Origin of the sequence: Archangium gephyra, from assembly GCF_042230915.1 — a bacterium.
In the GTDB taxonomy this organism is placed as follows: Bacteria; Myxococcota; Myxococcia; order Myxococcales; family Myxococcaceae; genus Archangium; species Archangium gephyra_B.
The window spans coordinates 2,862,566-2,887,076 of the sequence record NZ_CP102578.1; the positions used below are offsets into that span (position 1 = coordinate 2,862,566).

Consider the following 24,511-nt stretch of genomic DNA (forward strand, 5'->3'; position numbering starts at 1 on the left):
CGGGCAGCGGGCCCGCGCCATGTCCACATTCCCCGGGCCGGGACGATCCGGAATCGAGGAGGTGCGGTATGGAGAACTGGACGCTGGGGTATGGCTCGCTGCTGACGACGCTCGGCGTGGGGGGATTCCTCGCGACGGGCAGACAACACAAGACGGCGCTCATCCCCGCGGGCTTCGGCTCGGCGGCGCTCGGGCTGGGCCTGCTGTCGCGCCGCGTGTCCTCCCAGCGCTGGGTGCTGGGAAGCTCGGCGCTCGTCGGGCTGCTTGGCTTCCTGGGGGCCGCGCGAGGCCTCCGCCAGCTGCCCGCCCTGCTGCGTGGAGAGAAGCTCGAGCGGCCCGCCGCCGTCATCTCCCAGACGGTGATGGCGGGGCTGTCGGCGGCGTACACGGTGCTCGGCGTGCGCGGCCTGCTGCGCGCGTAGGCCCGGGCCTCTGAGTGGGTCCCGGGCCTCACTTCACGCCGAGCGCCCGGGACTACTGCGAGGCCAGCGAGCTCCGCGGTGGGAGCACCCACAATTCGCTCCCATGCGCGGGGTCCTGCGCGACGAAGTAGACGGAGGTGCCCACGCGGGTGAAGCCGCTCGGGTACGAGGAGCCGGGCCCCGGTGAGAGGTCCTGCAGCATCCGCGTGCCCTCCACCGTCCCGTCGCTCACCCAGGGCTCCAGCCCCGTGCCCTGTCCGATGCCGCTGAAGAGGATGCGGTCATCCAGGGTGTAGAGCTGGGTCTCGAACTCGTCGGACAGGCTCAGCGGCCGGTGCAGCAGCTTCGTCCCCGCGCCCGTCCCATCCGTCACCCAGAGCTGGACGTCGCGCGGTGCGGGGCCCGAGGTGGAGATGGCGAGCCCGAAGAAGAGCCTGCTGCCCGCGACGGTGAAGGTGGTGATGTACGGGTCCGCGTCGGGCTCACCGGCGAAGGGATTGGGCAGCGCCGAGACGAGCCGCTTGGACACGCCGCCCGCCTCGTCCACCCTCAGCCTGTACAGGTAGAGCCGGTGGTCGGCGAAGTTGGTGAGGGTGAGGTACAGGCAGCGTCCTCCCACCACCCCGAGCAGCCGCGGATTGGAGGTGTCCAGGCCTGGAGGGAATGCCTCGACGAGCACCGTGCCGCTCCCGCTGCCATCGGTCCTCCACAGCTGGCTCAGCCCATCGGAGGCCTGGGTGATGAAGAAGACGTAGCGGCCTACGGCGCGCAGGTAGAACGGATTCGAGCTGTCGGGGCCCGGCCGCAGGTCCCTGACGAGCGCCGTGCCGGCCTCGGTTCCATCCGTCTTCCACAGCTCGCTGCCGTGCTCGGGGTCCGTGAAGACGAAGAAGAGCGAGCCGCCCACGAGCACCTGCGAGTAGATCAGCGACGAGTCGGGCCCCATGTCCCTCACGCGCACCGTGCCGGCCGCGGTGCCATCGCTCCGCCACAGCTCCGTGCTCCCGGGCGCATCCCCCGTCCCGGGGACGAAGCGGAAGAAGACCAGCGTCTTCCCCACCGCCGTGAGGTTGTACGCGAGCGAGTCTCCCCGTCCCGGGGTGATGTCCTTCACGAGCCGCGTGCCCCCGGAGCTGCCATCGCTGACCCACAGCTCGCCGCCGTGCGCTTCGTCACCCGCGACGAAGAAGAGCCGGGTGTCCACGCGCGTCAGCTCCGACACGGGCACCGCGGAGGCGGGGCTCGGCGGCGCGGGGAACTCCTTCACCGGCGAGGTGCCCGCCGCGCTCCCATCGCTCCGCCACAAGCCCCTGCGGCCGTCCTCGAAGTTGGCGGCGAAGTAGAGCTTCCCGCGGAACTCCACCAGGCTCGACGGGCTGGGAGCGAACCACGGCGGCACATCGCCCACCGGCGGGAAGATGTCCTCGACGAGGCTCGCGGTTCCCAACTCCACGCGGCCCCACTGCGCTTCCGGTGCTCCGGCTGCTTCCTCTCCGGGTGAGCCGGCTTGCGGCCGCTCGTCCTCTTGGATGGCTTCTTCCGGGAGCGACCCGCCACACCCCACCGCCAGCGAGCAGAGCAATACGACGCTACGCCACACACGCATCCCCAACCTCCCATGTCTCCGTTGGTACGGGAGGGTGGGGAGAGTGAGGCGATTCGTCCAGTGGTGCTGGGGGACGGGCGAGTGCTTGCCGCTGCTCCGCGTGCGAAGGGCTTCACTCCTTGTCGGCGACGACGGGGAACTCGAACTCGGACACCGGCACTTCGGGGAGGCCCGCGGGGAGCAGGTAGCGGCGATGGAGCTCCACGCGCTCCGGCGAGGCGTCCTGCCGGAAGCCATGCCGCGCGAGGAACGGGCCCAGCTCTCCGTCCTGGACGAGCCACAGCAGCGGCTCGCCCGCGAGCCGGAGCCCGGTCTCGATCAACCGCCGCGTGCCCGTCCCCGCGGTGGGCCGCCCATTCATCTCCCAGCGGAAGCAGGTGCACAGCAGCCGGCTCCCAGGCCCGGTGCAGCGGTGCAGCGCCTCGAGGAAGGCCGAGACCTGGGCCTGCTCCAGGTACATCAGCACGGCCTCGGCGATGACGACGCTCGGGACGTCCTTCCGCCACACCGCGAGCTGGGACAGCCCTTGCTCCAGGGGCGTGCGGGCCAGGTCCACGCCCACCAGGTGCAGGTTGGGCGGCAGGGGCCCCAGGCCCTCCAGCGCCTCGCGCTTCATCGCCTGGGAGGCGGGATGGTCCAGCTCGATGAAGGTGACCTCCGGGTACTCGGGGGCCAGCCTCCAGCACAGCGTGTCGAGTCCCGCCCCGACGACGAGCACCTGCCGCTTTCCCTCGGCCAGGGCGGCGCGCGTCTCGTCGTCCATGAAGCGCTTGCGCAGCCCGACGCACAGCACCTGGCCCGGGACGGTCCGCTGCTCGATGGCGGTGATGAGCCGGCCGTACCAGGGAGCGCCGTAGAGCCGGAGCATCCAGGGCTTCAGCAGCCCCGTGTGCAGCATGAGCCGCTCCATGGACTCCGCGGCTCCCTTGGGCAACAGGGGCGCGAGCCGGGGCTGGCGGGCGAGCACCGCCATGAACCGGCCCACCTTCACCGCTGTCCGACTGGCTTGATGGGTGCGCATGGTCGGAGCTCCGGCTCAGTTGGGCCGCACGTCGAAGGAGAGGAACTGGGGCGCGCTGCAGGACGTGCAGCGCACGCGCAGGACGGTGATGGACCGGCCGTCACTCCCCGTGTGCCGCAACTGCAGGGCGTCCGGCACGCGCTCGAAGGTGCCACCGCAGGAGCAACGCTCGGCGCGGATGCGCTGATCGGCCTGGTCCAGGCTCTCCACGATCATCACGGCCGCGCCCTGCTCGCGCTCGCGCAGGTGGCGCACGGGACGGAGCGGTGCGGCGCGCCGGGCCTTGCGCTCGTGCATGAACTGGCGGAGCCGCCGGGGGATGCCCAGCACCAGGGCCCCCACCACCACCAGGAACACGCCACTGATGGCGAGGCTGGTGTTGCGCGAGAGCCGAGGATCATCCGACGTGGAAGCAGAGGACACGACGCCCGCTGGCGCGCGGAAGGAGATGCCGAGATGTGAGCTCATCTCCTTCACCGCCTCGACGTGCCGGGCCAGTGCGTCCGGAGCCACCCGGTCCGCGAGGCTCCGGTACTCCACCTGGTAGGTGAAGCCGCCGAACCCGGGGACCACGGACAGCTCCATCCGTGAGGCGGGGCCCTCCACCGTCTTCTCCTCGGGGGCCACGTTCAACAGGGAATCGGCGTGGACCTCCCAGCGCACGCGGACGTGCGTGGGGTAGGGGACCTCCACGGGCAATACACGGCCCTCGGTACGGCGGGGAAGGACGAGCTCTTCGCTCAGCTGGGTGACGGCGACGGCCAGCGCCCCGCTGGCCCAGGCGTCCGTGAGCGTGTAGTGCTCCTCCAGCGTCACCGTGTTGGTGTCCGCGTCGTCCTGCACGCGCGGCGTGCCATCGGGCTCGAGCTTGGGGAAGAGGGCGCGGCGCCGGTCGCGGGAGCGGGTGGTGAGCTGCTCCGCGGACAGGTTCGCCAGCCACGAGCGCGCCCTGTCGGCCTGCGTGCGGGTGTAGCGTTGGGTGACGGCGAGCGTCCCGGTGCCATCATCCTTCACGGAGAGCACGTAGTGGGCGTCCAGCTCCGGCCCCTCGGGGGGAGTCAGGGGAATGGGCTCCAGGGCGGTGGTACCGGGAGCGAGCACGAGCGCCTGGGCGTAGGGCAGCGGGCCGCGCGCGCCGAGCCGGCCCCGCTGATGGGTCATGGTGGCATCCACCCATTCGGTACGCCCGGCCACCTGGGCGCGCACGATGGCGTGATTGAAGGCGTAGGGCGAGGGAAGCTCGGAGGCCACGCCGCCCCGCCGGCGCGAGTTCACCAGGGCCACGTGCGCGGGGATGCCCAGGGGGCGCAGCAGGGTGGCCAGCAGCAGCGCCTTGTCCTTGCAGTCACCGAAGCGCTGGGAGAGCACCTGGCCCGGTGCATGGGGCTGGTGGGTGTTGGGGCCGAGCTCGATGCCCAGGTAGCGCACCTCGTCCTGGACGAAGCGCACCGCGGCGAGGAAGCGCGCCTCCTCGGTGGGAAGCGAGCGCCAGGAGTCGGCCAGCGCCGTCAGCTCGGGCGAGCCTTCCAGTCCGTCCTGCAGTGCGAGCCCCCAGGTGGCCACCTCTTCCCAGCTCTGGAAGCTGCTCACCTGGACGTGGGGCCAGACGGCCAGGTCGTCGGGGACGCCGTCCTCCCCGGTGAAGGTGGGCACGTCCTTGCGCTCCCACCGGTACTCGCGCAGGCCACCCACCTCGCGCACCACGGGCTCCGCCGCCGCCGCGCCGTGGGTCTTGAAGTGAAGCTTCAGGTCCACCGGGACGAGCAGCCGGTGGACGAAGTGGGCCACGGGCGTCTCGTCCGCCAGGGAGATCGCATCCAGGTGGTGTCCCCGGAAGAGCGGGTGGAGCTCCTCCACCGTCCAGGACTCGTCGAGCAGGTCCCCCGCGCGCACGTCCTGGAGGAAGACGAGGGCGGTGCGCTCGTCGCTGTAGATGCCCATGTCCAGCCGCTCTTCCTGCTGAATCACCTTTACGTCCTCGGCACGCAGCAACTGGGTGCGCACGCCGTCGCGGATGCGCCAGACGCCGTGCAGGCGCAGGCGCTCATGGGTGTTGGAGAACTTCACCTCCAGCTGGGAGCCCGTCTCCACGCCGCGGCTGCTGACCACGCGCCGCACCTGGCGGACGAAGCGCTCGGTCAGCTCCGGCGAGACGCGGACCTGCTCCTCGGACAGCAGCACGTGGAGGCCCGAGACGGCGTCCTGCTCACGCAGCGGGCGCTCGGCGTCCACCCGGGTGGGCTCCACCCAGGAGGGAGGATCGGTCACCGGGACACGGGCCTCCTCGGCGCGGGCGGGCAGCGTGGCGAGGGCGGACAGCAGCAGGAGGAATCGCGGGAGGAGCATGACGGGCGCATCCTCCCAGGAGGGGGGACGGAGAGGGAAGCACCGAGGGCGTTTCTGACACCCTCCGTGAAGAGGACGCGCATGTTCGCGGCACGCTGGCACAACAGCGCGCCATCGGCTTGAGCGCGATATCCGTTCAGCGCGTGGGCTTCAGCGTGGAGAGCGAGCGCTCCACCCGGGCCGAGCCGGGTCCGTAGTCGCGCTCCGGCGCGGTGTAGAGGACGAGCACGGACCGGTCCGCGAGCGGCAGGAAGTACACGAGGGTCCGCGACGTGCCTTGCTGGAACTCGTAGCGCGCTACCGGTCCCGCGGGGAGTGTCCCGTTCGTGGCGTTCAGCCGCTTGTCCGGCACCGGCACCCCCGCGGCACCCAGCACCTCCTCCGGTGGCGCATCGACCTTGGGCGGCGTGCCCTGCACCGAGCGCACCTCCAGCCCTCCTTCGAAGCGCGCCACGGCCGGTGGGCCCGGCTCCTCGGCGCGCAGGGCCATGCCCGAGGGGGGCTCGTACTGGAGTCCGAGCGCGTTGAGCTCCGTCTTGCGCGAGCAGGCCACGGCGCAGGACAGGAGCAGCCACAGGAGGATCGTCGAGCGGTTCACGTGCGCGACTGTGCCACAGGTGCGCGGCGAGGTGGCGCTGGCTCAGAACAGACAGATGCCGCAGTCCAGGGTGCACTGCACGGTGAGCAGCCCGAGGCCGCAGGACTCGGTGAACTGGCACTTGAGATCACCACACGTGTAGATGTCCTGGGGGTGGAGGCGGGTGGTGATGGGGGCGTAGCTGATGCCGTTGCGCGTGCACTGCGTGTAGTACGTGTTCGTGGGGTCGCGCGTGCAACTCGCGGCACAGCTTCCCGCCTGGACGATGGGCGCGCAGGCTCCGGGCTTGCCCAGCGCACACACCCGCACGCTGCTCTCGTTGCTGCCCAGCGGCCTGTCGTCGTTGCCGGCGAAGACGCCCTCGCCCGTGAAGAGGTTGCCGAAGAAACAGCCCTCCCGCCGCGAGAACTCCTGGAGCTCCGCCGACGTGGTGGCGATGGGCTCCCCACGTGCGTTCCTGCCCTGGACGGAGATGGCGACCTTGCGCCCGAACTTGTTGACGTGCGCGGCCAGGCACGCCGAGACGAGCTGCTGCTCGGTCACGCTCGCCGGTTGCCCGCTGGCCCAGTCCGGTGCCAGTCCCAGCGAACCCTCCCAGACGTAGGTCCTCCCCTTGCCGTCCGTGTACGAGCGCGTCTCTCCGCCCCGCACGGCACAGGCGACGACGTACCGCATGACCGTCTCGGCCAGCGTGTCGTTCTGGTCGAACCACGAGGAGAACTCGGGGCTGCTCAGCCCGTTGAAGGCGAGGCCATTGAAGGCCAGCCCGTTGAAGGCGAGGCCATTGAAGGCCAGTCCGTTGAGCGTCTCCCCGTTGCTGGCCTCGAGCTCCTGCCGCTGGCGGCCGGGCTCCTCCTGCCGCTCGGTGACTTCGTCCACCGGGCTACAGGCCATGGCGGCGAGCAGCAGCAGCACCGAGGTGCCTCGATGGATGACGCCGGTCCTCCGGGTCGCGGTGGTCTCCATACACATCCCCCCTGTGGCGGCCGGGTGATTTCGGAAACTGGCCCCCAGGACTAAATGCCGCCATTCGAGCAATTCATGTAAGGCCTCTTCGTCACTGAACCGCCCAACCGTTGGTCCTGGATGGAGCGGGCGTGGAGCGGCGGACAATTCACGAGGATGCCGTCCGTCGCCGGACACTTGGCTAGGATGGGGACGCCGTCAGGGAGGACGGCCCCATGTCCGCACCCAGCAAGCCCCAGCCCGCGTCCATGTTCGTCGACTTCGAGCGCGAGGCCTGGCGGGCCCTGCGCGCCGCGACACCGCTGCCCCTCAGCGCGGAGGAGGTCGAGGGCCTGCGCGGACTCGGCGAGCACCTGGACCTCGAGGAGGTGGCGGACGTCTACCTGCCGCTCTCCCGGCTGCTCAACCTGCACGTGGCCGCGACGCAGAGCCTCTGGGCGGCGCAGCAGGCGTTCCTCGGCGGCTTCACCCAGAAGGTGCCCTTCATCATCGGCATCGCGGGCAGCGTCGCGGTGGGCAAGAGCACCACGGCGCGCATCCTCCAGGCGCTGCTCTCGCGGTGGCCGGATCATCCGCACGTGGAGCTCGTCACCACGGACGGCTTCCTGTTCCCCAACCGCGTGCTCACCGAGCGCAACCTCATGCACCGCAAGGGCTTCCCGGAGAGCTACGACCGGCGCGCCCTGGTGCGCTTCCTCGCCGAGCTGAAGTCCGGACGCGCCGAGGTGTTCGCGCCCGTCTACTCGCACCTCGTCTACGACATCGTCCCCGGCGAGTCGGTGCGGCTGCGCCGGCCGGACATCGTCATCCTCGAGGGGCTCAACGTGCTGCAGACGGGGCCGGTGGAGGGCGGGAAGCTGCCGCACACCTTCCTATCGGACTTCTTCGACTTCTCCATCTACGTGGACGCGAGCGAGCAGGACATCCGCCGCTGGTACGTGGACCGCTTCCTGAGCCTGTGGCAGACGGCGTTCCGCGACGAGCGCTCCTTCTTCCGGCGCTTCGCCGAGCTCACCGAGGAGCAGGCCATCGCCCGCGCCGAGTCCGTGTGGGGGGAGATCAACGGCCCCAACCTGGCGCAGAACATCGCGCCCACCCGCTCGCGCGCGCGGCTCATCCTCATGAAGGGCGCGGACCACAAGGTGCGCCGCGTCCGCCTGCGGAAGACCTGAGCGCCTTCAGGGAAGTGAGCGAAGGAGAGGACTGTCCCCTCTCCCCTCGGGAGAGGGTCGGGGTGAGGGTGCCCGGGCCCGTTCTTCAACCCGTGGTCCGAAGCGGGGACAGGGGGTTGAACCTGGGTTCACCCGCTACCCTCACCCCGTCCCTCTCCCGGAGGGCGAGGGGAAATGGCCGCGGGTCAGCGCATGTTCCCAGCGGCACTCTTTCGCCGACCTACCTCAAAGGGATTAGCGCGAGGAGGCGAGTGTCCCCGCCCGGGCCGGCTGGGCGCGCCGGGAGCCGAGGATGTCGCGCAGGGCCTCCTCCAGGTTCACGTAGCGGAACGTGAAGCCCTCGGCCAGCAGCCGCTGGGGGATGCCGCGCCGCCCGCTCAGGGCCAGCTCCGCCTCCGTGCCGAGCAGCCGCGCGCCCAGGCGCACCGCCCACGCCGGGACGGGTGGGCTCCAGGGCCGCCGCAGCACGCGGCGCAGCGTGCGCATGAGCTCCGCGTTCGTCACCGGAGAAGGCCCGGTCGCGTTGTACACGCCCTCCATGGCCGGGTTCTCGATGGCCCGGAGGAAGAGGGCATTGAGGTCATCGATGTGCAGCCAGCTCACGTACTGCTGGCCGCTGCCCACCGCGCCGCCGAGTCCCCAGCGCGTCAGCCGCGCGAGCTTGTCCAGCGCGCCCCCGTCCCGGCCCAGGGCGAAGCCGATGCGCAGCAGCACCTGACGCGTGCCCGGCGAGCGCTGCCCGGCGAAGGCCTGTTCCCACTGGCGGCACACGTCCACGGAGAAGCCCTCGCCCGGGGGCGAGCGCTCGTCCCGTACCGCGTCCCCCGAGTCGCCCAGGATGGCCAGCGAGGCGGCCTGCACCCAGACCTCGGGCGGCGTGGCGCACCGGCGGATGGCCTCGCCCAGCACCCGTACCGAGTCCAGCCGCGAGGAGAGGATCTCCCGCCGGTGCTCCGGCGTGTAGCGGCAGTCCACGCTCCGGCCGGCGAGGTTGACCACCGCCACCGCGCCCTCGAGCTGTGCGCACCAGGCGCCCGGAGTCCGGCCGTCCCACGCCACCTCGCGTGCGTCGCCCGGCGACGGGGAGCGGGTGAGGATGACGACCTGGTAGCCCCTGGCCTCCAGCACCTGCGCGAGCGAGCGTCCGAGAAACCCGCTGCCCCCGGCCAGCACCACCCTCCGTGTCGTTCCCATGACAGCCCTTCCTTTCGAGGGAGGGCACTCGCCCCCCGTTGCCAGGGAGTACCGGGAAGGGCGCCCGCGGTTGCGGGGGGGATTTTCTTTCCGGTCCGGATTTAAGGTGGGCGCCATGAAACCGCTGCGTGCGCTCCTCTTCGCCGCCGTCCTGCTGGCCGTCCCTCCTGCCCTCGCGTGCCTGTGGGACAGTGACACCCTCCAGGAGGAGTCCATTGGCCTCGACGAGGTGGCCAACGTGCTCCGGGGGAAGCTCCTCAAGCACTCGGCGACCTTCTATGAGCGCAAGGTGGCCTACACGCTGCCCCTGCTGGAGCAGGCGGACGTGAAGCCCGAGCGGTACGACGATCTCGCCGTGGCGTACGAGAAGCTCGGCCGTACCCAGGAGGCCATAGCGACGATGGAGGCCAAGGAGAAGCGCTTCCCGGGCCAGTACACGACGGCGGCCAACCTCGGCACCTTCTATGCCCACGCGGGCGACTACCCGCGTGCACTCGAGGAGCTGCGCCGCGCCCTGGCCCTCAACCCGGACGCCCACTTCGGCCGCGAGAAGTACCAGGTGAAGGCCATCGAGTACCTGCAGCGTCTGGCTACGACTCCCGAGCTCGTCCGGAAGGAGGAGTTCCTCGGGCTCCCGCTCGAGCCGGACCGCTACCTCTTCGTCATGAATCCGAAGAAGACCGTTCTGCGGAAGGAGGTGCCCGAGCTTCCCAAGGACGTCCTGGAAGGCCTGGTGGGCATCATCCGCTTCGGCAGCGGCGAGAAGAGCCAGCACGTGTGGTTCAGCCTGGGCATGTCGCTGGCGTGGAGTGGCCACAAGCACCTCGCCCTCCGCGCGATGCGCCGCGCCGAGCTGCTCGGCCATCCCCTGGCGCGTGAGCATGCCGGGGAGCTGCTGCGCACCATCAAGGCTTACTCCGGCAGGCACTCGGAATGGGACAAGGTCGGCGCCGAGCTCGACGCGGAGTGGGCCAAGGGGCAGGCCTGGGTTCAGGAGAAGCAGCGCCAGGAGGAGGCGCTGCTCGCCAAGGGCAAGGAGAAGCAGGTCTTCGGCTACTGAGGGGAAGGTCCACGGCGGGCGGGCTCACACCGCCGTGTCCGCGCCGGGCGCGCTCTCCTTCATCTGCTCGACGAAGCTCTTCCAGTCGTCGTCGCCGATCGGCCCGCTCGCGACGGCGACCAGCTGGTGGTCGATGAAGAGGTAGAAGGGCGCGGCGCGCCGGGGGTTGAGCCGTTCACGCACGGCGGGCTCCAGGACGAGCACATGCTCCAGCAGCGCCGAGCCCTCCAGCAGGGGCGCGATGTCGTGCGTGGAGTCCGCGGGGACGATCCACAGGCTGACGCCCGCGCCTCGGATCGCCGGGAGCATCCGCAGCAGCTCGGGGACGGTCCCGCGGCATTTCGGGCAGCCGCTGGACAGGAACAGCAGGACGGCGGCCTGCCCTGCGAGCTCGGCGGAGGTGATGCGCCGGCCGTCCACCCGCGCCCGTCCCTCGAACGCCGGGACCACCTGCCCGATCGGGAGAGGTGGGGGCGGCTCCGCGGACCCCGAGCGTCGCACCAGGCGCGCGAGCCTGTGCAGGTTCGTCGAGAGCAGGAAGGCCATCACGGCGGCGCCTGACAGCGGAAGCCATGCGCCCGGGGAGAGGGCGGCCTCCGGTGGCCCCAGGAGGAACCAGGCCGCACAGGCGGCGATCAGCAGCAGATTGCGGACGAGGTCCCAGGCCGAGAGCGGATGGTCACCGGCGCCGAAGCAGTTGCAGCTCACCGTTTGTCTCTGCATGAGCGCGACGAGCAGCACGGCCGTGAACGCCAGGAAGAGCGCCAGGGCCGCGGCCATGCCGTGATGGGCGGCCGCGCCTCCAGCGGCGAGGGCCAGCGCGACGAGGAACTCCAGAGCCGCGATGGCGGCGGCGGCGCTTCGGCTCCAGCGGGCGGGGAGGTGGACCAGCGCCTCGAGAGTCCCGGCGAAGCTGCCGAGCGCGCGCGCCTTGCCAAGCGCCGCGGCGAAGAGCACGACGAGGATGTAGAGGCGGCAGGCCTCGGAGACGTAGGTGGCCGTCATCCGAGCTCGCCGTCCTCCCAGCTCGGCGCCAGTCCGCCCTGGCCGCGACGGCGGCGCCGCGCTCCCTCGCGGGTGACGAAGATCGTGTCGAACCAGTCGTCCTCCCGGCTGCGCCGCACGCCGCCACCAAGGGCACTGCGCAGCGCGCGGGCGATCTCCCAGGCGAGGTCCTCGGCCGGCTCGTCGCGGCGGATCGGCAGCCCGAGGGACGCCATGTCGTCGCGGGTGAGGGCGTAGGTGTGGGAGTGGTGGCCGAAGAGGAGCTGGTCGGCGATGCGGGCCCTTCGCGCCTCCGGCTCATGGGCCATGTGCAGGGCGAGCAGCTCCGCGCAGATGAGCCGGGCCTCGAGAATGGAGCGGTAGAAGGACGTCAGGGTCGTCGGGAAGATGTTCTCGCACAGCACCGACATGGCCTGCCGCTTCGCCTCGCCCTCCTCGAGCCCGAACCAGTCCTTGGCCATCTGACTGAACAGCCGCACGTCCTCCGAGGAGGCGGCGAGCGGCCCCGAGCCCTGGGCGGAGGGGGCGGTCTGCAGCAGGGGATCGATGGGCGAGAAGACCGCGACGGGCCCGGCGACAAGCTCCCGAGCGGCCAGCGCCGTGATGGTCCCGGCGGACTCGCAGCGGTGCGGCACGATGAAGGTGAGGTGGTCGGTGAACGAGTGCAGCAGCAAGGCGATGCGCCGGGCCGCGTTCACCACGCCCCCCTTGCAGTAGAACACCACGTCCAGCCTCGCCGGGCGCCCGAGGCCGCGCAGGGTGTCGTAAAGCTCGGGCAGCAGCTCCAGCTCGAGGTGGGAGGCCGCGAAGACCAGCACCTTGCTGCCCCGCCTCGCTTCGAGCTCCTCGATGTGGCGGCGGATGTTCACGGGGCCCGCTCCCTCGCCCGCGCCCCTTCCGTCAGGCACGCCGCCATGGCGCCCGTCATGTCCAGCTCGGGCACCAGCTGCTCGATGAACAGGAACTGCCCGACCGGATTGTTCTCCAGGAAGACGTACTCGCCCCCTGGGGTGACGATGAGATCGATGGCCCCGTAGTTCAGGCCGTAGCTGTGCACCAGCTCCAGGCAGCGGCGCTCGATGTCCGGCGGCAGGCGCTCGGCCGCGTAGCGGATCTCCGCCGAGAAGTCGCGGAAGTCCGTCTCGGTGCGCGGGTCCTCCTGGGAGTCGATGCGTGCGGCGAACACCCGGTCGCCGATCACGGTCACGCGCAGCTCGTAGCGCTTGGGCACGTGCTGCTGGAAGAAGGAGGGCAGCTCCACGACCGCATCGAGCGCCTCCTCGTGCTCGTCGGTGATGCGGGTGGTGGGAAGGGTTCCGGCGATGCGCTCCTCGAGGGCGACTTGTTCGGCGGCCAGTGTCGGCGTGGAGAGCGACTTGAAGACGATGTCTCCGTCCATCTTCGCGCGGAAGGCGTCGACGCCGCCGCGGCGGTTGGTGACCAGGGACGGCGGCACGTGGAAGCCCAGGCGGGCGGCGCGCAGCAGTTGCTCTCCCTTCCAGCTCGCTCCGCGCAGGGCGGCCGGGTGGCTCATCCAATAGCAGTCGAGGGAGTAGAGCAGGCTGAACAGCATGTGCTCCATCTCGCCCTCGGCGTAGGCCCGTTCCTGCGGCGACAGGTCCGCGGAGAGGAAGTTGAAGCTCGCCTTCTTGCGCATCCAGACGGCGCCGATGTCGGAGACAGACAGGGCCTCGCCGGTGGGGAGGTGGACGAGCTCTCCCTCCCAGCGGCCGCGGGCGAACTCCAGGTTCAGGGCGAAGTGCTTGGGGAATTCGTCGAGATTCAGCCGGAAGGGATTACCGCCGGCGGCCGCGAGCTTCGCCGAGACGATATCGGCATGGAGGTCGGCTCGTTTCGTGACGATCAGAACGCGTTTGGGCATCCGGTTGGGAGAGCCGTCCGTCAGGGGCAGGGGAGCCACGTCGCAACGGCCCCCGAGTGCTCGGAGGCCGTGGCGAAGGCGCCAACTAGCACCAATAGCCTGCCTCATAGCCCCAGAACTCGTCGTCCATGCGGTAGCTGCCGTCGCCGACGGGGTCCGTGCACCCAGCCAGCGAGACCCCTTCACGGGCCTTCCACTTGGTGGGCGCGGCCTTCTCCTTCTTCTCGTTCTTCTCGGCCAGCTTGAACGCGAAAACCTTCTTGTCGTTGTTCATGACCCGATCCTCTTGAGCAGGAATGGAGCGGCGCGGTGAGCACCACGTCGCGGCGTTGTGTGGCGACGCTGGCGTGGACGTTGGCATTGGCCATCCATCAACGCAAGGATAAGGTTTCACTCCGGGTGTGGACCCGCGGAGCCGTCACTCGCGATCGACGCAAGCGTTTGACGTGATGCGTAAGCGGTTCTTCGTCTCACGGGGTTGCCTTTGAGGCACCGCTCCCCACGCGCAGCACGCGCCCGAATCCCCGCTCCTTGCCCAGGGCGGGCGTGGCCGCTCCCGCGTCCACCGCGAGCCGGCCGTTGATGAGCACTGTCTCCACGGCGCCCCCGTTCTGGTTCACCAGCCGTATGAAACCGTCGAAGCCCTCCATCGAGGACTCCCGCGGCACGTCCAACTCCTCACCGAGCCGCTCCGGGTCCAGCACCACCACGTCGGCCCGCTTGCCCGGCGCGAGCGTCCCGGCCTCCAATCCCAGCCACTCGGCGATCTCCCCCGTGAGCCGCCGCACCGCGTGCTCCATGGGCATCACCGGCTCGCCGCGCTTCTCCGCCTCGCGCACCAGCCGCAGCATCCGCAACGGGAAGTTGTAGTGCGCCATGTTGCGCAGGTGCGCCCCCGCGTCAGAGAAGCCGATGAGCACATCCGGGTGGCTCACGATGGCCTCCAGCTCGCGCGGCCGGTCGTTGGCCATCACCGTGTACCAGCGCAGCTCCGGGCCGTGGCGCGCCACCAGGTCCAGGAAGGTGTCCACCACGTCCTGCCCCCGCTCCCGCGCGAGCTCCGCGAACGAGCGGCCCACCAGCGACGCGTCCGGCGCCTTCAGCACCCGCGACTGGTTGAAGTCCCGGTGGAACACCTTGGGCAGCAGCCGGCTCTTCCACTGCCGCTTGAACCACGTCCGGTACCGCGCGTCCTCCAGCAGCCGCCTGCGCTCCACCGCGTCCTGCAGGTGCAGCGCCGCCGCTCCCGCGCCGAACTCCTCGAACACCACCAGGTCGATTCCGTCCGACCACAGGTCGAAGATCTCCGGCAGCGCCTGCCAGCGGAAGTCCGCCTTCAGCACCCGGTTGAAGAAGCGCGACAGCAGGCCGATCTGCCGGTGCAACCCCCGCGTGGCGCGCGTGTCCATCATGGAGATGACCGTCGTCTTCAACGGCTGGCGCAAGAGCCCCACGCTCTCCCACAAGAAGAGGAAGACATTCACCTTGGTGGTGATGTTGGGCACGCCCTGGAAGACACGGCCCCGCTCGCGGAGGATGCGCGTGAAGCGGCGGTACTCGGACCAGCTCGCGAAGGTGGAGGGCAGGGGACGGCTGCGGATGCTCCGGCTGCCGCCAATCTTGTCCCACGGCAGCGTCATGATGGAGAGGCCGGCGTAGCCCTCGTCGAGCCCCTCGCGCAGCAGGGCCTCCATCCGGGCCAGCTCCCCGGACGAGGGCTTCACCCCCTTGTCCAGGCTGCGCTCCAGCCCCATCACATGGGCCCGGATGGCCGAGTGGCCCACGAAGGAGCCCACGTTGGGGCCCAGCGGCAGCCCGTCCAGGTGCGTGAGGTACTCGCCGAGCGTCTCCCAGTCCTTCTTGCGCTCGAGCAGCGAGCGCACCGTGCCGTAGGGGATGGCCTCGACCCGGCAGAACTGGTCGGCGAGGTCCTCGGGCGTGCCCACGGCGAGGCTCAGCGAGCAGCTGCCCACCATCACCGAGGTGACGCCGTGGCGCACGGACTCGGAGAGCGAGGGGGCCAGCTCCACCTCGGCGTCATAGTGGGTGTGCAGGTCGATGAACCCGGGCATCACCCAGCGGCCCGTGGCGTCGATGACTCGCGTGTCCGGCCCCGCCGGCAGGGGCGACTCGCTGATGGCCGTCACCCGTCCGTCGCGAATACCCAGGTGCCGCACGCGGGGCGGACTGCCGCGTCCGTCGAAGAAGAGGCCGTTGGAGATGACGAGCTCGTCCATGGGGTCCTACCCTAGCAGGGGGCCGCCGAGCGGGCGGCATGGCGCACCCCCGCGCGACAGTGTGCATCTTCTCCTCCTTGGGAGGGTCCACATGGGCTCGCCAGCGCATCCTGGAGCGGAGGAGGGGCGTGCCCCCGAGGGGGTGGCCCACCTGCAGCAGGCGGCACAGCAGGCCCAGCTTCGGCGGTACGGGGTGCTGGCGAGTCTGGGCCAGCTCGCCCTCCGAGACCTCTCCTTCCCGTCGTTCGCCCGGGAGGCGCTCGCTCAGCTCCTCGAGGCGCTGGAACTGTCCCAGGGCGCGCTGTTGGAGCTGCTCGACGAGGGCCGCTTCCGGTGTGCCGCCAGCTTCGGGACCTCCCTGTCGCCCGGGCAGCTCGTGGAGCCCGCGCAGGCCGGTGAGTGGCAGGCGCTCCTTGCGACGCCCTCCCTGGCCGCGAAGGTGTTTGGAGAGGAGGAGCCCGTTCCCCTCACGCCGCTCGCTCCGGGCTCCCGGGGACTGCTGGTGCGGCTGCCCGGTCCCTCCGGAGAGGCCGTGGCCGTGCTCGCGCTCGGGGTGCTGCCGGAGCGGCGATGCGACGCGGACGCCCTCGGCTTCCTTCAGGCGGCCGCCCACCTCCTGGGCGCGGCCATCACCCGCGAGCGCCAGACGCGGACGCAACGCGCGGAGGTGGACCGGCTCCAGGCCCTCCTCGAGGGCGCCCCCCTCCTCATCGGCTTGAAGGGCCCGGACGGATGCTACGGCTACGTGAACCGCCGGTTCGCCACGTACCTGCGCAAGCCCGTCGAGGAGGTGCTCGGACATGCCGACGAGGAGCTCTTTCCCGAGGACACCGCCCGGAGGATGCACGCCCATGACGACAGCGTGCGCGCCTCGGGCGAGCCGTGCGAGTTCGAGGAGGAGCTCGCGCTGCCCGAGGGGCGGCTGCTCTTCCTGGCCTGGCGCTTCCCCCTCCGGGAGCCGGGCGGGAAACCCTACGCCACCGGACTCGTGGCGCTCGACGTCTCCACCCTGAAGCGGACCGAGCGCGAGTTGCGGCGCCGCGAGGCGGAGCTGCGCCAGATGGTGGATGGGCTCGAGGATCAGGGCCTCATCGGGTTGGATCCGCGGGGGCGGGTGACGGGCTGGAGCCGTGGCGCGGAGCGGCTCAAGGGCTACAAGGCGGAGGAGCTCATCGGCCGCGAGGTGGCCTTCCTCCACGAGGGGGAGCTCTCGCACCCCGGCATGGTGCGCGAGGCGCTCGAGAAGGCCGCGCGCGAGGGCCGCATCCAGGTGGAGAGCTGGTGCTTGCGCAAGGACGGCTCGCGCTTCCTCTCCGAGGACACGATCTTCCCGCTGTGGGCGGAGGACGGCGGGCTGCGGGGCTTCTCGGTGGTGAGCCGGGACGTCACCGAGCGCCACGAGGCCCAGAGGGAATTGCAGCGCAGCGAGGCGCGCTACCGCCTGGTGAGCCGCGCCACGGGGGAGTCCATCTGGGACTGGGACCTCGTCGGGAACCGGGTGGAGTGGGGGGAGCAGGCGCTGGAGTGCTTCGGCTATTCACCGCAAGAGGTGGACAGCCACCCGGGCTGGTGGGAGACGCGCATCCACCCGGAGGATCGCGAGGAGGTGCTGTCCTCGCTGGTGCGCGTCCTCGAGCACGAGGAGGAGCGGTGGTCCGCCGAGTACCGCTTCCTGCGCGCGGATGGGAGCCAGGCCTGGGTGAGGGATCACGGCTACGTGTTGCGCGAGGACGGCCGTCCCGTGCGGATGATCGGCGCCATGGCGGACATCACCCGCCGGCGGCGCGCCGAGGACGAGCGGAGCCGCCTCTACCGTGAGGCGCAGGGCGCCATCCGCCTGCGCGACGAGTTCCTGTCGGTGGCCTCGCACGAGCTGAAGACGCCCCTCACCACGCTCCAGCTCCACCTGCAGATGTTGCGCGTGCTGGCCAACAAAGGGGGCGGCGCCTTCACCCCGGAGCGCGCCACGAAGAAGCTCGCGCTCGCCGAGTACCAGGTGCAGCGCCTGGTCACGCTGGTCAATGATCTGCTCGACATCTCCCGGCTCAACTCGGGGCGGATGGAGTTCCGCTTCGAGACCGTGGACGTGGCCCGCCTGGTGCGCGAGCTGCTGGAGCGGCAGAGGGACCTCCTCCGGCGCGGTGGCTCCGAGCTGCGGGTGCAGTTGCGCGGTGCGTACGCGGCCCGGGTGGACCCGATGCGGCTGGAGCAGATCCTCACCAACCTGCTCTCCAACGCGGCGAAGTACGGCCAGGGCAAGCCCATCGACGTCTCCATCGAGGGCGACGAGGGCGAGTACCTCCTCCGGGTGCGGGACCGGGGCATTGGCATCGCCCCCGAGGACCAGCAGCGCGTCTTCGAGCGGTTCGAGCGCGCGGTGTCCGAGCGCCACTATGGAGGGCTCGGCCTGGGGTTGTGGATCTCCCGGCGGATTGCCCTGGGGCTGGGGGGGACGCTCACGGTGCGGAGCCGGCCGGGGGAGGGCTCCACCTTCGAGTTGCGCCTGCCACGCTTTCCCTCCGAGACTCGCCCCACCGAGCCGGTGGATGAAGCCCACTGGTGAGCGGGCCTGGGAGGCGGGGCCGCCAGATGAACGAGAAGACCGTGGTCGTGACCGGAGCGAATTCAGGCGTGGGGCTCGCCACCGCGACGGAGCTGGCCCGCGGGGGCGCCACCGTCGTCATGGCCTGCCGCAGTGCCGCGCGGGGCGAGCAGGCGCTGAAGGAGGCCCGCCAGCGGAGCGGCTCGGACAAGCTCGAGCTCATGCTGTGTGATCTCGGCTCGCTGGAGAGCATCCGGAGCTTCGCTCGCGAGCTCCAGACCCGGCACCCGAAGCTGGATGTGTTGATCAACAACGCGGGCGTCATCACCACGAAGCGGGAGACGACGCGGGACGGGTTCGAGTCCCAGCTGGGGGTCAATCACCTCGGCCACTTCCTGCTGACGAACCTGCTGCTGGAGCAGTTGCGGCGGGCGCCCCAGGGGCGGGTCATCAATGTCTCCTCGGGCGCGCACAAGACCGGGGCCATCCACTGGGAGGATCCGCACCTGACGCGGAGCTTTGGCGTGTGGAAGGCCTATTCGCAGTCCAAGCTCGCCAACATCCTGTTCACGAAGGCGCTCGCGGAGCGGCTGCGGGGCACGGCCGTCACCGCCAACAGCCTGCACCCGGGGGCGGTCGGGACCAACTTCGGCGTGGATCGGCAGACGGGGTTCGGCAGGCCCATCATGGCGTTCCTCGGGCTCTTCTTCCTGACCCCGGAGCAGGGCGCGGAGACGTCCGTGTACCTGGCGACGAGCGACGAGGTCACTTCCGTCTCGGGCGAGTACTTCTACAAGAAGAAGCGCGCACCGGTGTCGAAGAGGGCCAATGACCCGGAGCTCGCCGAGCGGCTGTGGTCCTGGAGCGAGCAGCAGGTCGGTTGGGCCGCCTCGGAGGCGCGATGAATCCCCGGACCGAAGCGGCCTTCCGGCGGGCGTACGATGACCTGATTTCCTTGTGGACCACGGCGCCCGAGTCCCGGGATGTCGAGACGCCGAGCGCACGCACGCGGGTGCAGGTGTGGGGGCGGGAAGGGGCACCGCCGCTGGTGCTGCTCCACGGGTTCAAAGTGACTTCCGGCATGTGGGCCGCGAACGCGCTGGAGCTCGGGAAGTCCTTCCGGGTCTACGCCGCGGATACTCCGGGAGACCACGGCTTCAGCGTGCCGCACCGTCCGCTGCTGCGGGTGGAGGATCTCCTTGGCTGGCTGGACGAGCTCCTCACGGCGCTGGGGCTGCCGCGGGCGAACCTGGGCGGGATGTCGTTCGGAGGGTGGCTCGCCGCGCAGTACGCCGCGCGGGCTCCGGAGCGGGTGTCGAAGCTGGTGCTGCTCGCCCCCGGGGCCACCTTCCTGCGCTTCAACATGGACTTCGTCCTGCGCGGTATTCCCTTCATCATCTGGCCGCGCCGCGACTGGGTCCACGCCTACCTGCGCTGGGCGGCCGTTCCGGCGGCGGAGGCAGGAGGCCCGTACGACGCGGTGATGAGCGGAATCGCGGACGTGATGTGGACGGGGCTCCGCCACTTCGGCTGGTACCCGGGGCAGTGGCCGGGAGTGGTGAAGGAGGAGGTGCTGCGGCGCATCCAGACGCCGACGCTCCTGCTGGTGGGGCAGCAGGAGCGCATCTACGACGCGGAGCCGATGCTGGCCCGCGCGCGCTCGCTCCTCCCGAACCTCACCTGCGAGGCGATCCCCGACGCGAGCCACGACCTGCCCATGCGCCAGCCGGAGGTGGTGGCCGCACGCCTCCGGGCCTTCCTCGGCGCGTAGCCGGGTTGCGCATGCTCCCTCTCCCTTTGGGAGAGGGCGGGGGGTGAGGGTAGTCCCCGCGTGTCACGGTGCAACGCGAAGACCCTCACCCTGACCCTCTCCCAGAGGGAGAGGGGATGGCTCAGCTCCGGTAGTCCGCGTTCTCGCTGATGTACTCGTGGCTGCGGTCCGCGCCGAGCACCGTGCAGGCCGCCGCGCCAGCGCCGAGGTCCACTTCAATCTCCACCGAGCGCTCGTGCGGAGGGAACGTCACCTGCGGGCGGAAGGTGAGCCCGTCCGCGGGCGGCACGCTGGTGTACAGCTCGGCGCCCTTCATGTGCGCCACCAGCGCCTTCTCCGCCTCGTTGTCGAGCCGGAAGGCGCCATGCTCCAGGATGACGCGGCCTCCCATGCGCAGGGTGCAGCGCGAGAGGTCCACCTCGGGGTGGTGCGCGCCCACGTACTTGCCGATCGCCGCCACCAGCCGGCCCACGTTCGGGTCGTTCCCGTTCACCGCGCACTGGAAGAGCGGCGAGTTCACCACCGACTTGCCGATGCCCCGTGCCACGTCCTCGCTCGGGGCCCCGTGCACCCGCACGCGCATGACGTGGTGCACGCCCTCGCCGTTGCGCACGATGTCCTCGGCCAGGTCGGCGCACACCTGCTCCAGCGCGGCCTCGAACTCCTTCAGGCTCGGGCAGGGCACCTTGCGCGACGACAGCAGCGTCACCGTGTCCGACGTGCTCGTGTCGCTGTCCACGCTGATGCAGCCGAACGTCCTCGAGGCCACCGAGCGCAGCGCCGCGCGCAGGGCCTCGCGCGGCACGTCCACGTCCGTCATCAGGAAGACGAGCATGGTGGCCAGGTTGGGCTCGATCATCCCAGCCCCCTTGGCGATGCCCACGATGCTCCCGCTGCCCACCTGGGCCCGGCGGACCTTGGGGTACAGGTCCGTCGTCATGATGCCCTCGGCGGCGGGCAGCACGGACTCGCCGGCGAGCGACGAGGCGGCCTGGGGCACCGCTCCCACCATCGCGTCCACCGGCAGCCGCCAGCCGATGACCCCCGTCGAGCAGGGCAGCACCTGCGAGGCGCTCAGCCCCAGCGAGCCCGCCACCGCCGCGCACAGCCGCTCGGAGGCCTCGACGCCCCCGGGCGCGCACACGTTGCTCACCTTGTTGTTCACCACCACCGCGCCCAGCGTGGGCTCAGCCAGGCGCTTGCGGCCGATGAGCACCGGTGCTCCCGGGAAGGCGTTCTTCGTGAACACCGCGGCGAACGACGGCGTCGGCTCGTCGAGCACCACCAGCGTGAGGTTCATCTTCGCCGGCTTGGCCACCTCGGCGGGCATGAACTCGAGCCGCGTGCGCCCGACGCGGAAGCCGCGCGGAAGGGCGGACTGGTGCTCCAGCCAGCTCCGGTGGGCCTCGGCGGACGGGAAGGTCAGGTGCGTGCTGGGAATGGCGGTACCTCGCTGCGAGGAGAAAGACGCTTGGTGCCGCAATCCGGGGCGCGAATCAATGCCAGAGATGCCCGTTCGCCGGCTTCCCGGTCAGGGAGGCACCGGCCGGAGCTGCTCCCGCGGGATGATCTGCTTGCGCTGGCTGGGGCTCGACCAGTGCAGCCGCATGAGGGCCACGCCCGTCTGCTCGAAGAACTCCAGCCGGAGCGAGTAGGCCCGGCCGGCCTGCAGCGTGACGGTGCCCCGGTTCTCCTTGGTGGCGTGCACCGTCCAGTCGTCGATGAGGAGCTTGCCGTCCACCCAGAGCCGCACGCCGTCATTGGACTGGGTGTGGAAGGTGTACGTCTCCGAGTACCGGGGCACCACGCTCCCCGTCCAGCGCGCCGTGAAGGTGTTGACGTCCAGGGCCGCGTCCGGCGAGCCGTTGTCCCACTTGAAGTCCACGGTGGGGTCCACCCGCTCCACCTTCAGGCCCTTGAAGTCGAGCTCGTTGAAGTACTCCGCCCGCAGGCCGTTGCCCGCCGGGGCGTTCACGTCCCGGAACACCGCCGTGTACTGCGAGTCCGCGGTGGGCTGGACCTCCTGGGTCATGGCCCCCGCGTGCATCCATCGCTCGAAGACGTACGTCTTCCCGTCCTTCACCTGCGGCGAGACGGCGCCCAGCGTGCGCACCACCCCCGCCACGCTCTCCACCTCCAGCGGAGCCGGCTGGGGTTGCCCGTCGAGCGTCACCCGCAGCCCCGAGGGCTCGGTGCCCATCCGCAGCTTCACCTTCCGGGGCCGCACGTCCCGGTAGAGCTCATGGACGGCCCCGTTGGAGTCCTCCACCCGCAGGTGGATGCGGAACCACACGTTGGCGGCCGTCTCGCCCCGGTCCGGCACGGTGAACCGTCCGCTCTTCGCCCCGCGCGTGGACGGCACGAAGGGGTGCACGTGGTCGTCGTGGTGGAAGTCCACCCGCCACGTGAAGGCGCTGTCCGGCAGCGTCCCGTCCTCGGCGTCCGTGCCCCGGCCCTCGTAGGCGATGGCGTTGCCCGCGCCGTAGAGCGTCCCCTCCACGGGCAGGAAGAAGGTGGCGGCGGGGGCGGTGTTGTCCCTCACGGTGACGGTGGCCTCGCTGCTCAGCACCGAGCCGTAGTCGTTGGACACCCGCACGCGGAAGCGGGTCCCCGAGTCCGACAGCTTCACCGAGGCCAGCGTGAGGCTCGGCGCCGTCTGTCCCGTCAGGTCCGCGCCATTGCGCTGCCACTGGTAGCGCAGCGCCGGCGTCCCGGTGGCGCTCACCGTGAGGGTGACGGTCTGGCCGGGCAGCACCGTCTTGCTCTCGGGTTGGCTCGCGAGGGTGGGCGCCTCGTTGGCCGCCGTGTAGCGGATGCGGCGCACTGTGTCGTCCGCGCGGTCCAGGTAATACAGGCTGCCGTCCGGCCCGACGTCGAGGTCCACCGGTGCCCGCAGGCCCGTGGCGAAGAGGGCGACGGCGCCATCCTTCGGGTCATACGTGCGGATCCACCCGTTGCAGTAGTCCGCGAAGAAGTAGCGCCCCGTGTACTCCGCGGGGAAGTGGGGCTGCGCCGGGTTGTAGAAGACGCCCGCGGAGATGGCGCAGCCGCTCCCGGTGCCCGAGCCGTGCGGGTAGGCGAACAGCGGGGCGCGGAAGCGGGCGTCCGTCGTGGGGCCCTCGGTGTCCGGCCAGCCATAGTTGGCTCCGGCGACGCCCTCGTTGATCTCCTCCCACTTGTTGGCCCCGACGTCGTTGATGAAGAGGCGGCCCGTGCCCGGCTGCATGGCGAAGCTGAAAGGGTTGCGCAGGCCGAGCGCCCAGATGGCGCGGTAGCTGCCCGTGGTGCGCGTGTAGAAGGGGTTGTCCGTGGGGATGGTGCCGTCCTTCTCCAGCCGCAGCACCTTGCCCATCAGCGAGCCGAGGCTCGGCGCCCTCTCCGAGCGCGTGTTCTCCCCCACGGCCACGTAGAGCTTGCCGCCGGGCCCGAAGTGGATGGCGCCTCCATTGTGGTTGTTGGCCCCCAGCGTCTCGAGCTCGAAGAGGATGCGCTCGCTGCCGGGCACCGCCTGGTTGCCATTCGCGGTGAAGCGGCTGACGCGGTTGTGCACCTGCGGCGTGGTGGCCGTGTAATAGACATACACGTAGGGCTGGCCGGGGAAGTCTGGATCCAACGCCACGCCGAGCAGGCCCCGCTCCCCGTTCCTGTCCGTGCTGACCGTCAGGAACGGCGCGCTCAGCAGCTTGCCGTCCTGGATGAGCCGCAGCCGGCCGTCCTGCTCGCAGACGAAGATGCGTCCATCCGGTGCGATGGCCATGGAGGTCGCCGCGTCGAGCTCATCGACGACCACCGTGTCCGTGAAGCGCGTGGGCACCGCGGCCATGTCCGCTCGTTGCTGCGGCGGGCTCGCGGCGGGCTCCACCTCCGTGCAGCCCCCCCACGAAAGAAAGCCAAGAAAGCAGGCGAATGCCCCAAGAGCATTGATTCGCATGACTCACACTCCAATCCGATCGGAAGGACCGCCCTCCCAACCGCCCCCCCCTCATGGAAGGCGGCGCGAAGCTGTAGCGGGGGGTCCTCATCTGCTCAGCAGCACACGAGGGCAGCGGTTCCACGTACGTCCGCTGCTGGATGGTGCTGGAGGCGGAGTGGGCTTCATCCGCCAGGAGTCCTGTTCCCCGGGGCGGTGGGTGTCTCGGCGCCTCCGGAGGGGGGTCACCCCGGGTGTGGGTCCTCTCGCGCCCGGAGGAGAAGCGAAACTCCCTCTGTCCACTGTCTGCGGCAGGAATCGTTCACCACTGGACTCCACCTCGGTGGGCGCTGGACTCGACCGGGAATTCGACTGGTCTGCTTTGTGCTCAAATAATATAGGACGACCGCTCCAACAGGCCCGCTCACCGTGTACACCGTCGAAATCAGCCCTCCCGCGTGGAATCAGCTTGCCCACCTGTCGCTGGAGACCTACCGGCGCATCCGGGAGGCCCTGGATGATGTGGCCATGGGCCTGGGCGAGGGGCGCAATCACGTCTTCCCGGGGACGGTGAAGGCCCCGGGTCGTCCGGCGTCCACCCCCTCGGTGGTGGTGGATGATGCGATCGCGGTCTACGACGTGGACCATGAGCGCCAGCGCGTGCTGCTGCTGGAGGTGGCGCGGCGCCTCCCGAGGGACCTCTAGGGGAGGGCGGGGCGCCAGGCGGGCTGGCCGCTGGGCGGGCGGGGGAGCGGTGCCAGCGGCAAGGACCCGGGCTC

General features: G+C 70.6%; 20 protein-coding genes. 7 read left to right on the forward strand and 13 right to left on the reverse strand.

From position 1 onward, the window contains the following. Positions 1 to 68: 68 nt before the first annotated feature. Positions 69 to 422, forward strand: coding sequence for a hypothetical protein (locus NR798_RS11450; RefSeq protein ID WP_375771500.1), 354 nt, complete (start codon positions 69 to 71; stop codon positions 420 to 422). Between the two features lie 52 nt (positions 423 to 474). On the opposite strand, the gene NR798_RS11455 is transcribed toward NR798_RS11450, so the two are convergent. The 5 genes from NR798_RS11455 to NR798_RS11475 form a co-directional block, all read right to left on the reverse strand. Then, positions 475 to 1,875: an ELWxxDGT repeat protein gene (locus tag NR798_RS11455; protein ID WP_375771501.1), complete on the reverse strand. Its 1,401-nt coding sequence runs from the start codon at positions 1,873 to 1,875 to the stop codon at positions 475 to 477. A 265-nt stretch (positions 1,876 to 2,140) separates the two neighbouring features. Further along, positions 2,141 to 3,049, reverse strand: coding sequence for a class I SAM-dependent methyltransferase (locus NR798_RS11460; protein WP_375771502.1), 909 nt, complete (start codon positions 3,047 to 3,049; stop codon positions 2,141 to 2,143). 15 nt (positions 3,050 to 3,064) lie between these two features. Next, positions 3,065 to 5,395 (reverse strand): DUF3857 domain-containing protein, encoded by a 2,331-nt coding sequence (locus NR798_RS11465; protein ID WP_375771503.1) that lies wholly within the window; start codon positions 5,393 to 5,395, stop codon positions 3,065 to 3,067. A 136-nt stretch (positions 5,396 to 5,531) separates the two neighbouring features. Beyond that, positions 5,532 to 5,993: a hypothetical protein gene (locus NR798_RS11470; protein ID WP_375771504.1), complete on the reverse strand. Its 462-nt coding sequence runs from the start codon at positions 5,991 to 5,993 to the stop codon at positions 5,532 to 5,534. A gap of 42 nt (positions 5,994 to 6,035) precedes the next feature. Next, complete coding sequence (locus tag NR798_RS11475; protein ID WP_375771505.1) at positions 6,036 to 6,959, reverse strand: hypothetical protein; 924 nt, start codon at positions 6,957 to 6,959, stop codon at positions 6,036 to 6,038. A gap of 215 nt (positions 6,960 to 7,174) precedes the next feature. On the opposite strand from NR798_RS11475, the gene coaA reads away from it, so the two are divergent. Then, positions 7,175 to 8,131 (forward strand): type I pantothenate kinase, encoded by a 957-nt coding sequence (gene coaA / locus NR798_RS11480; RefSeq protein WP_375771506.1) that lies wholly within the window; start codon positions 7,175 to 7,177, stop codon positions 8,129 to 8,131. Between the two features lie 234 nt (positions 8,132 to 8,365). Here the strand turns inward: coaA and NR798_RS11485 are convergent, their stop codons facing one another. Then, a complete protein-coding gene (locus NR798_RS11485) occupies positions 8,366 to 9,325 on the reverse strand; it encodes a TIGR01777 family oxidoreductase (protein WP_375771507.1) in 960 nt (319 codons plus the stop codon). A gap of 115 nt (positions 9,326 to 9,440) precedes the next feature. Here NR798_RS11485 and NR798_RS11490 point away from each other — a divergent pair, with 115 nt between their 5' ends. Then, the gene (locus NR798_RS11490; protein WP_375771508.1) at positions 9,441 to 10,385 is read left to right on the forward strand and encodes a tetratricopeptide repeat protein; all 945 of its coding nucleotides are present in this window, start codon (positions 9,441 to 9,443) and stop codon (positions 10,383 to 10,385) included. 24 nt (positions 10,386 to 10,409) lie between these two features. Here NR798_RS11490 and NR798_RS11495 read toward each other — a convergent pair whose 3' ends face one another. From NR798_RS11495 to NR798_RS11515, 5 genes are all read right to left on the reverse strand, one after another. After that, positions 10,410 to 11,390 carry a TlpA family protein disulfide reductase gene (locus tag NR798_RS11495; RefSeq protein WP_375771509.1) on the reverse strand — a complete coding sequence of 327 codons (981 nt, stop codon included), beginning with the start codon at positions 11,388 to 11,390 and terminating at the stop codon, positions 10,410 to 10,412. Further along, the gene (locus NR798_RS11500) at positions 11,387 to 12,259 is read right to left on the reverse strand and encodes a hypothetical protein (protein ID WP_375771510.1); all 873 of its coding nucleotides are present in this window, start codon (positions 12,257 to 12,259) and stop codon (positions 11,387 to 11,389) included. The genes NR798_RS11495 and NR798_RS11500 overlap by 4 nt, the downstream gene beginning before the upstream one ends. After that, positions 12,256 to 13,272: an MvdC/MvdD family ATP grasp protein gene (locus tag NR798_RS11505; RefSeq protein WP_375771511.1), complete on the reverse strand. Its 1,017-nt coding sequence runs from the start codon at positions 13,270 to 13,272 to the stop codon at positions 12,256 to 12,258. Before NR798_RS11505 ends, NR798_RS11500 begins: the two co-directional genes overlap by 4 nt. 85 nt (positions 13,273 to 13,357) lie before the next feature. Then, the gene (locus NR798_RS11510) at positions 13,358 to 13,546 is read right to left on the reverse strand and encodes a hypothetical protein (RefSeq protein WP_375771512.1); all 189 of its coding nucleotides are present in this window, start codon (positions 13,544 to 13,546) and stop codon (positions 13,358 to 13,360) included. A gap of 196 nt (positions 13,547 to 13,742) precedes the next feature. Then, the gene (locus NR798_RS11515) at positions 13,743 to 15,509 is read right to left on the reverse strand and encodes an amidohydrolase family protein (RefSeq protein WP_375771513.1); all 1,767 of its coding nucleotides are present in this window, start codon (positions 15,507 to 15,509) and stop codon (positions 13,743 to 13,745) included. Positions 15,510 to 15,600: 91 nt separating this feature from the next. On the opposite strand from NR798_RS11515, the gene NR798_RS11520 reads away from it, so the two are divergent. Genes NR798_RS11520 through NR798_RS11530 form a run of 3 tightly spaced genes read left to right on the forward strand, consistent with a single transcriptional unit; the run spans position 15,601 to position 19,822 of the window. Further along, positions 15,601 to 18,072 carry a PAS domain S-box protein gene (locus NR798_RS11520; protein ID WP_375771514.1) on the forward strand — a complete coding sequence of 824 codons (2,472 nt, stop codon included), beginning with the start codon at positions 15,601 to 15,603 and terminating at the stop codon, positions 18,070 to 18,072. A gap of 26 nt (positions 18,073 to 18,098) precedes the next feature. Beyond that, positions 18,099 to 18,956 (forward strand): SDR family oxidoreductase, encoded by an 858-nt coding sequence (locus NR798_RS11525; protein WP_375771515.1) that lies wholly within the window; start codon positions 18,099 to 18,101, stop codon positions 18,954 to 18,956. Beyond that, complete coding sequence (locus tag NR798_RS11530) at positions 18,953 to 19,822, forward strand: alpha/beta fold hydrolase (RefSeq protein WP_375771516.1); 870 nt, start codon at positions 18,953 to 18,955, stop codon at positions 19,820 to 19,822. Before NR798_RS11525 ends, NR798_RS11530 begins: the two co-directional genes overlap by 4 nt. Before the next feature lie 121 nt (positions 19,823 to 19,943). On the opposite strand, the gene argJ is transcribed toward NR798_RS11530, so the two are convergent. Together argJ and NR798_RS11540 are read right to left on the reverse strand one after the other, a co-directional pair. Continuing rightward, positions 19,944 to 21,305, reverse strand: a complete 1,362-nt coding sequence (argJ, locus tag NR798_RS11535) for a bifunctional glutamate N-acetyltransferase/amino-acid acetyltransferase ArgJ (RefSeq protein WP_375771517.1) — start codon at positions 21,303 to 21,305, stop codon at positions 19,944 to 19,946. 48 nt (positions 21,306 to 21,353) lie between these two features. After that, a complete protein-coding gene (locus tag NR798_RS11540) occupies positions 21,354 to 23,645 on the reverse strand; it encodes a PQQ-dependent sugar dehydrogenase (protein ID WP_375771518.1) in 2,292 nt (763 codons plus the stop codon). Between the two features lie 516 nt (positions 23,646 to 24,161). On the opposite strand from NR798_RS11540, the gene NR798_RS11545 reads away from it, so the two are divergent. Beyond that, a complete protein-coding gene (locus NR798_RS11545) occupies positions 24,162 to 24,437 on the forward strand; it encodes a type II toxin-antitoxin system RelE/ParE family toxin (protein ID WP_375771519.1) in 276 nt (91 codons plus the stop codon). The last annotated feature ends 74 nt before the right edge of the window (positions 24,438 to 24,511 follow it).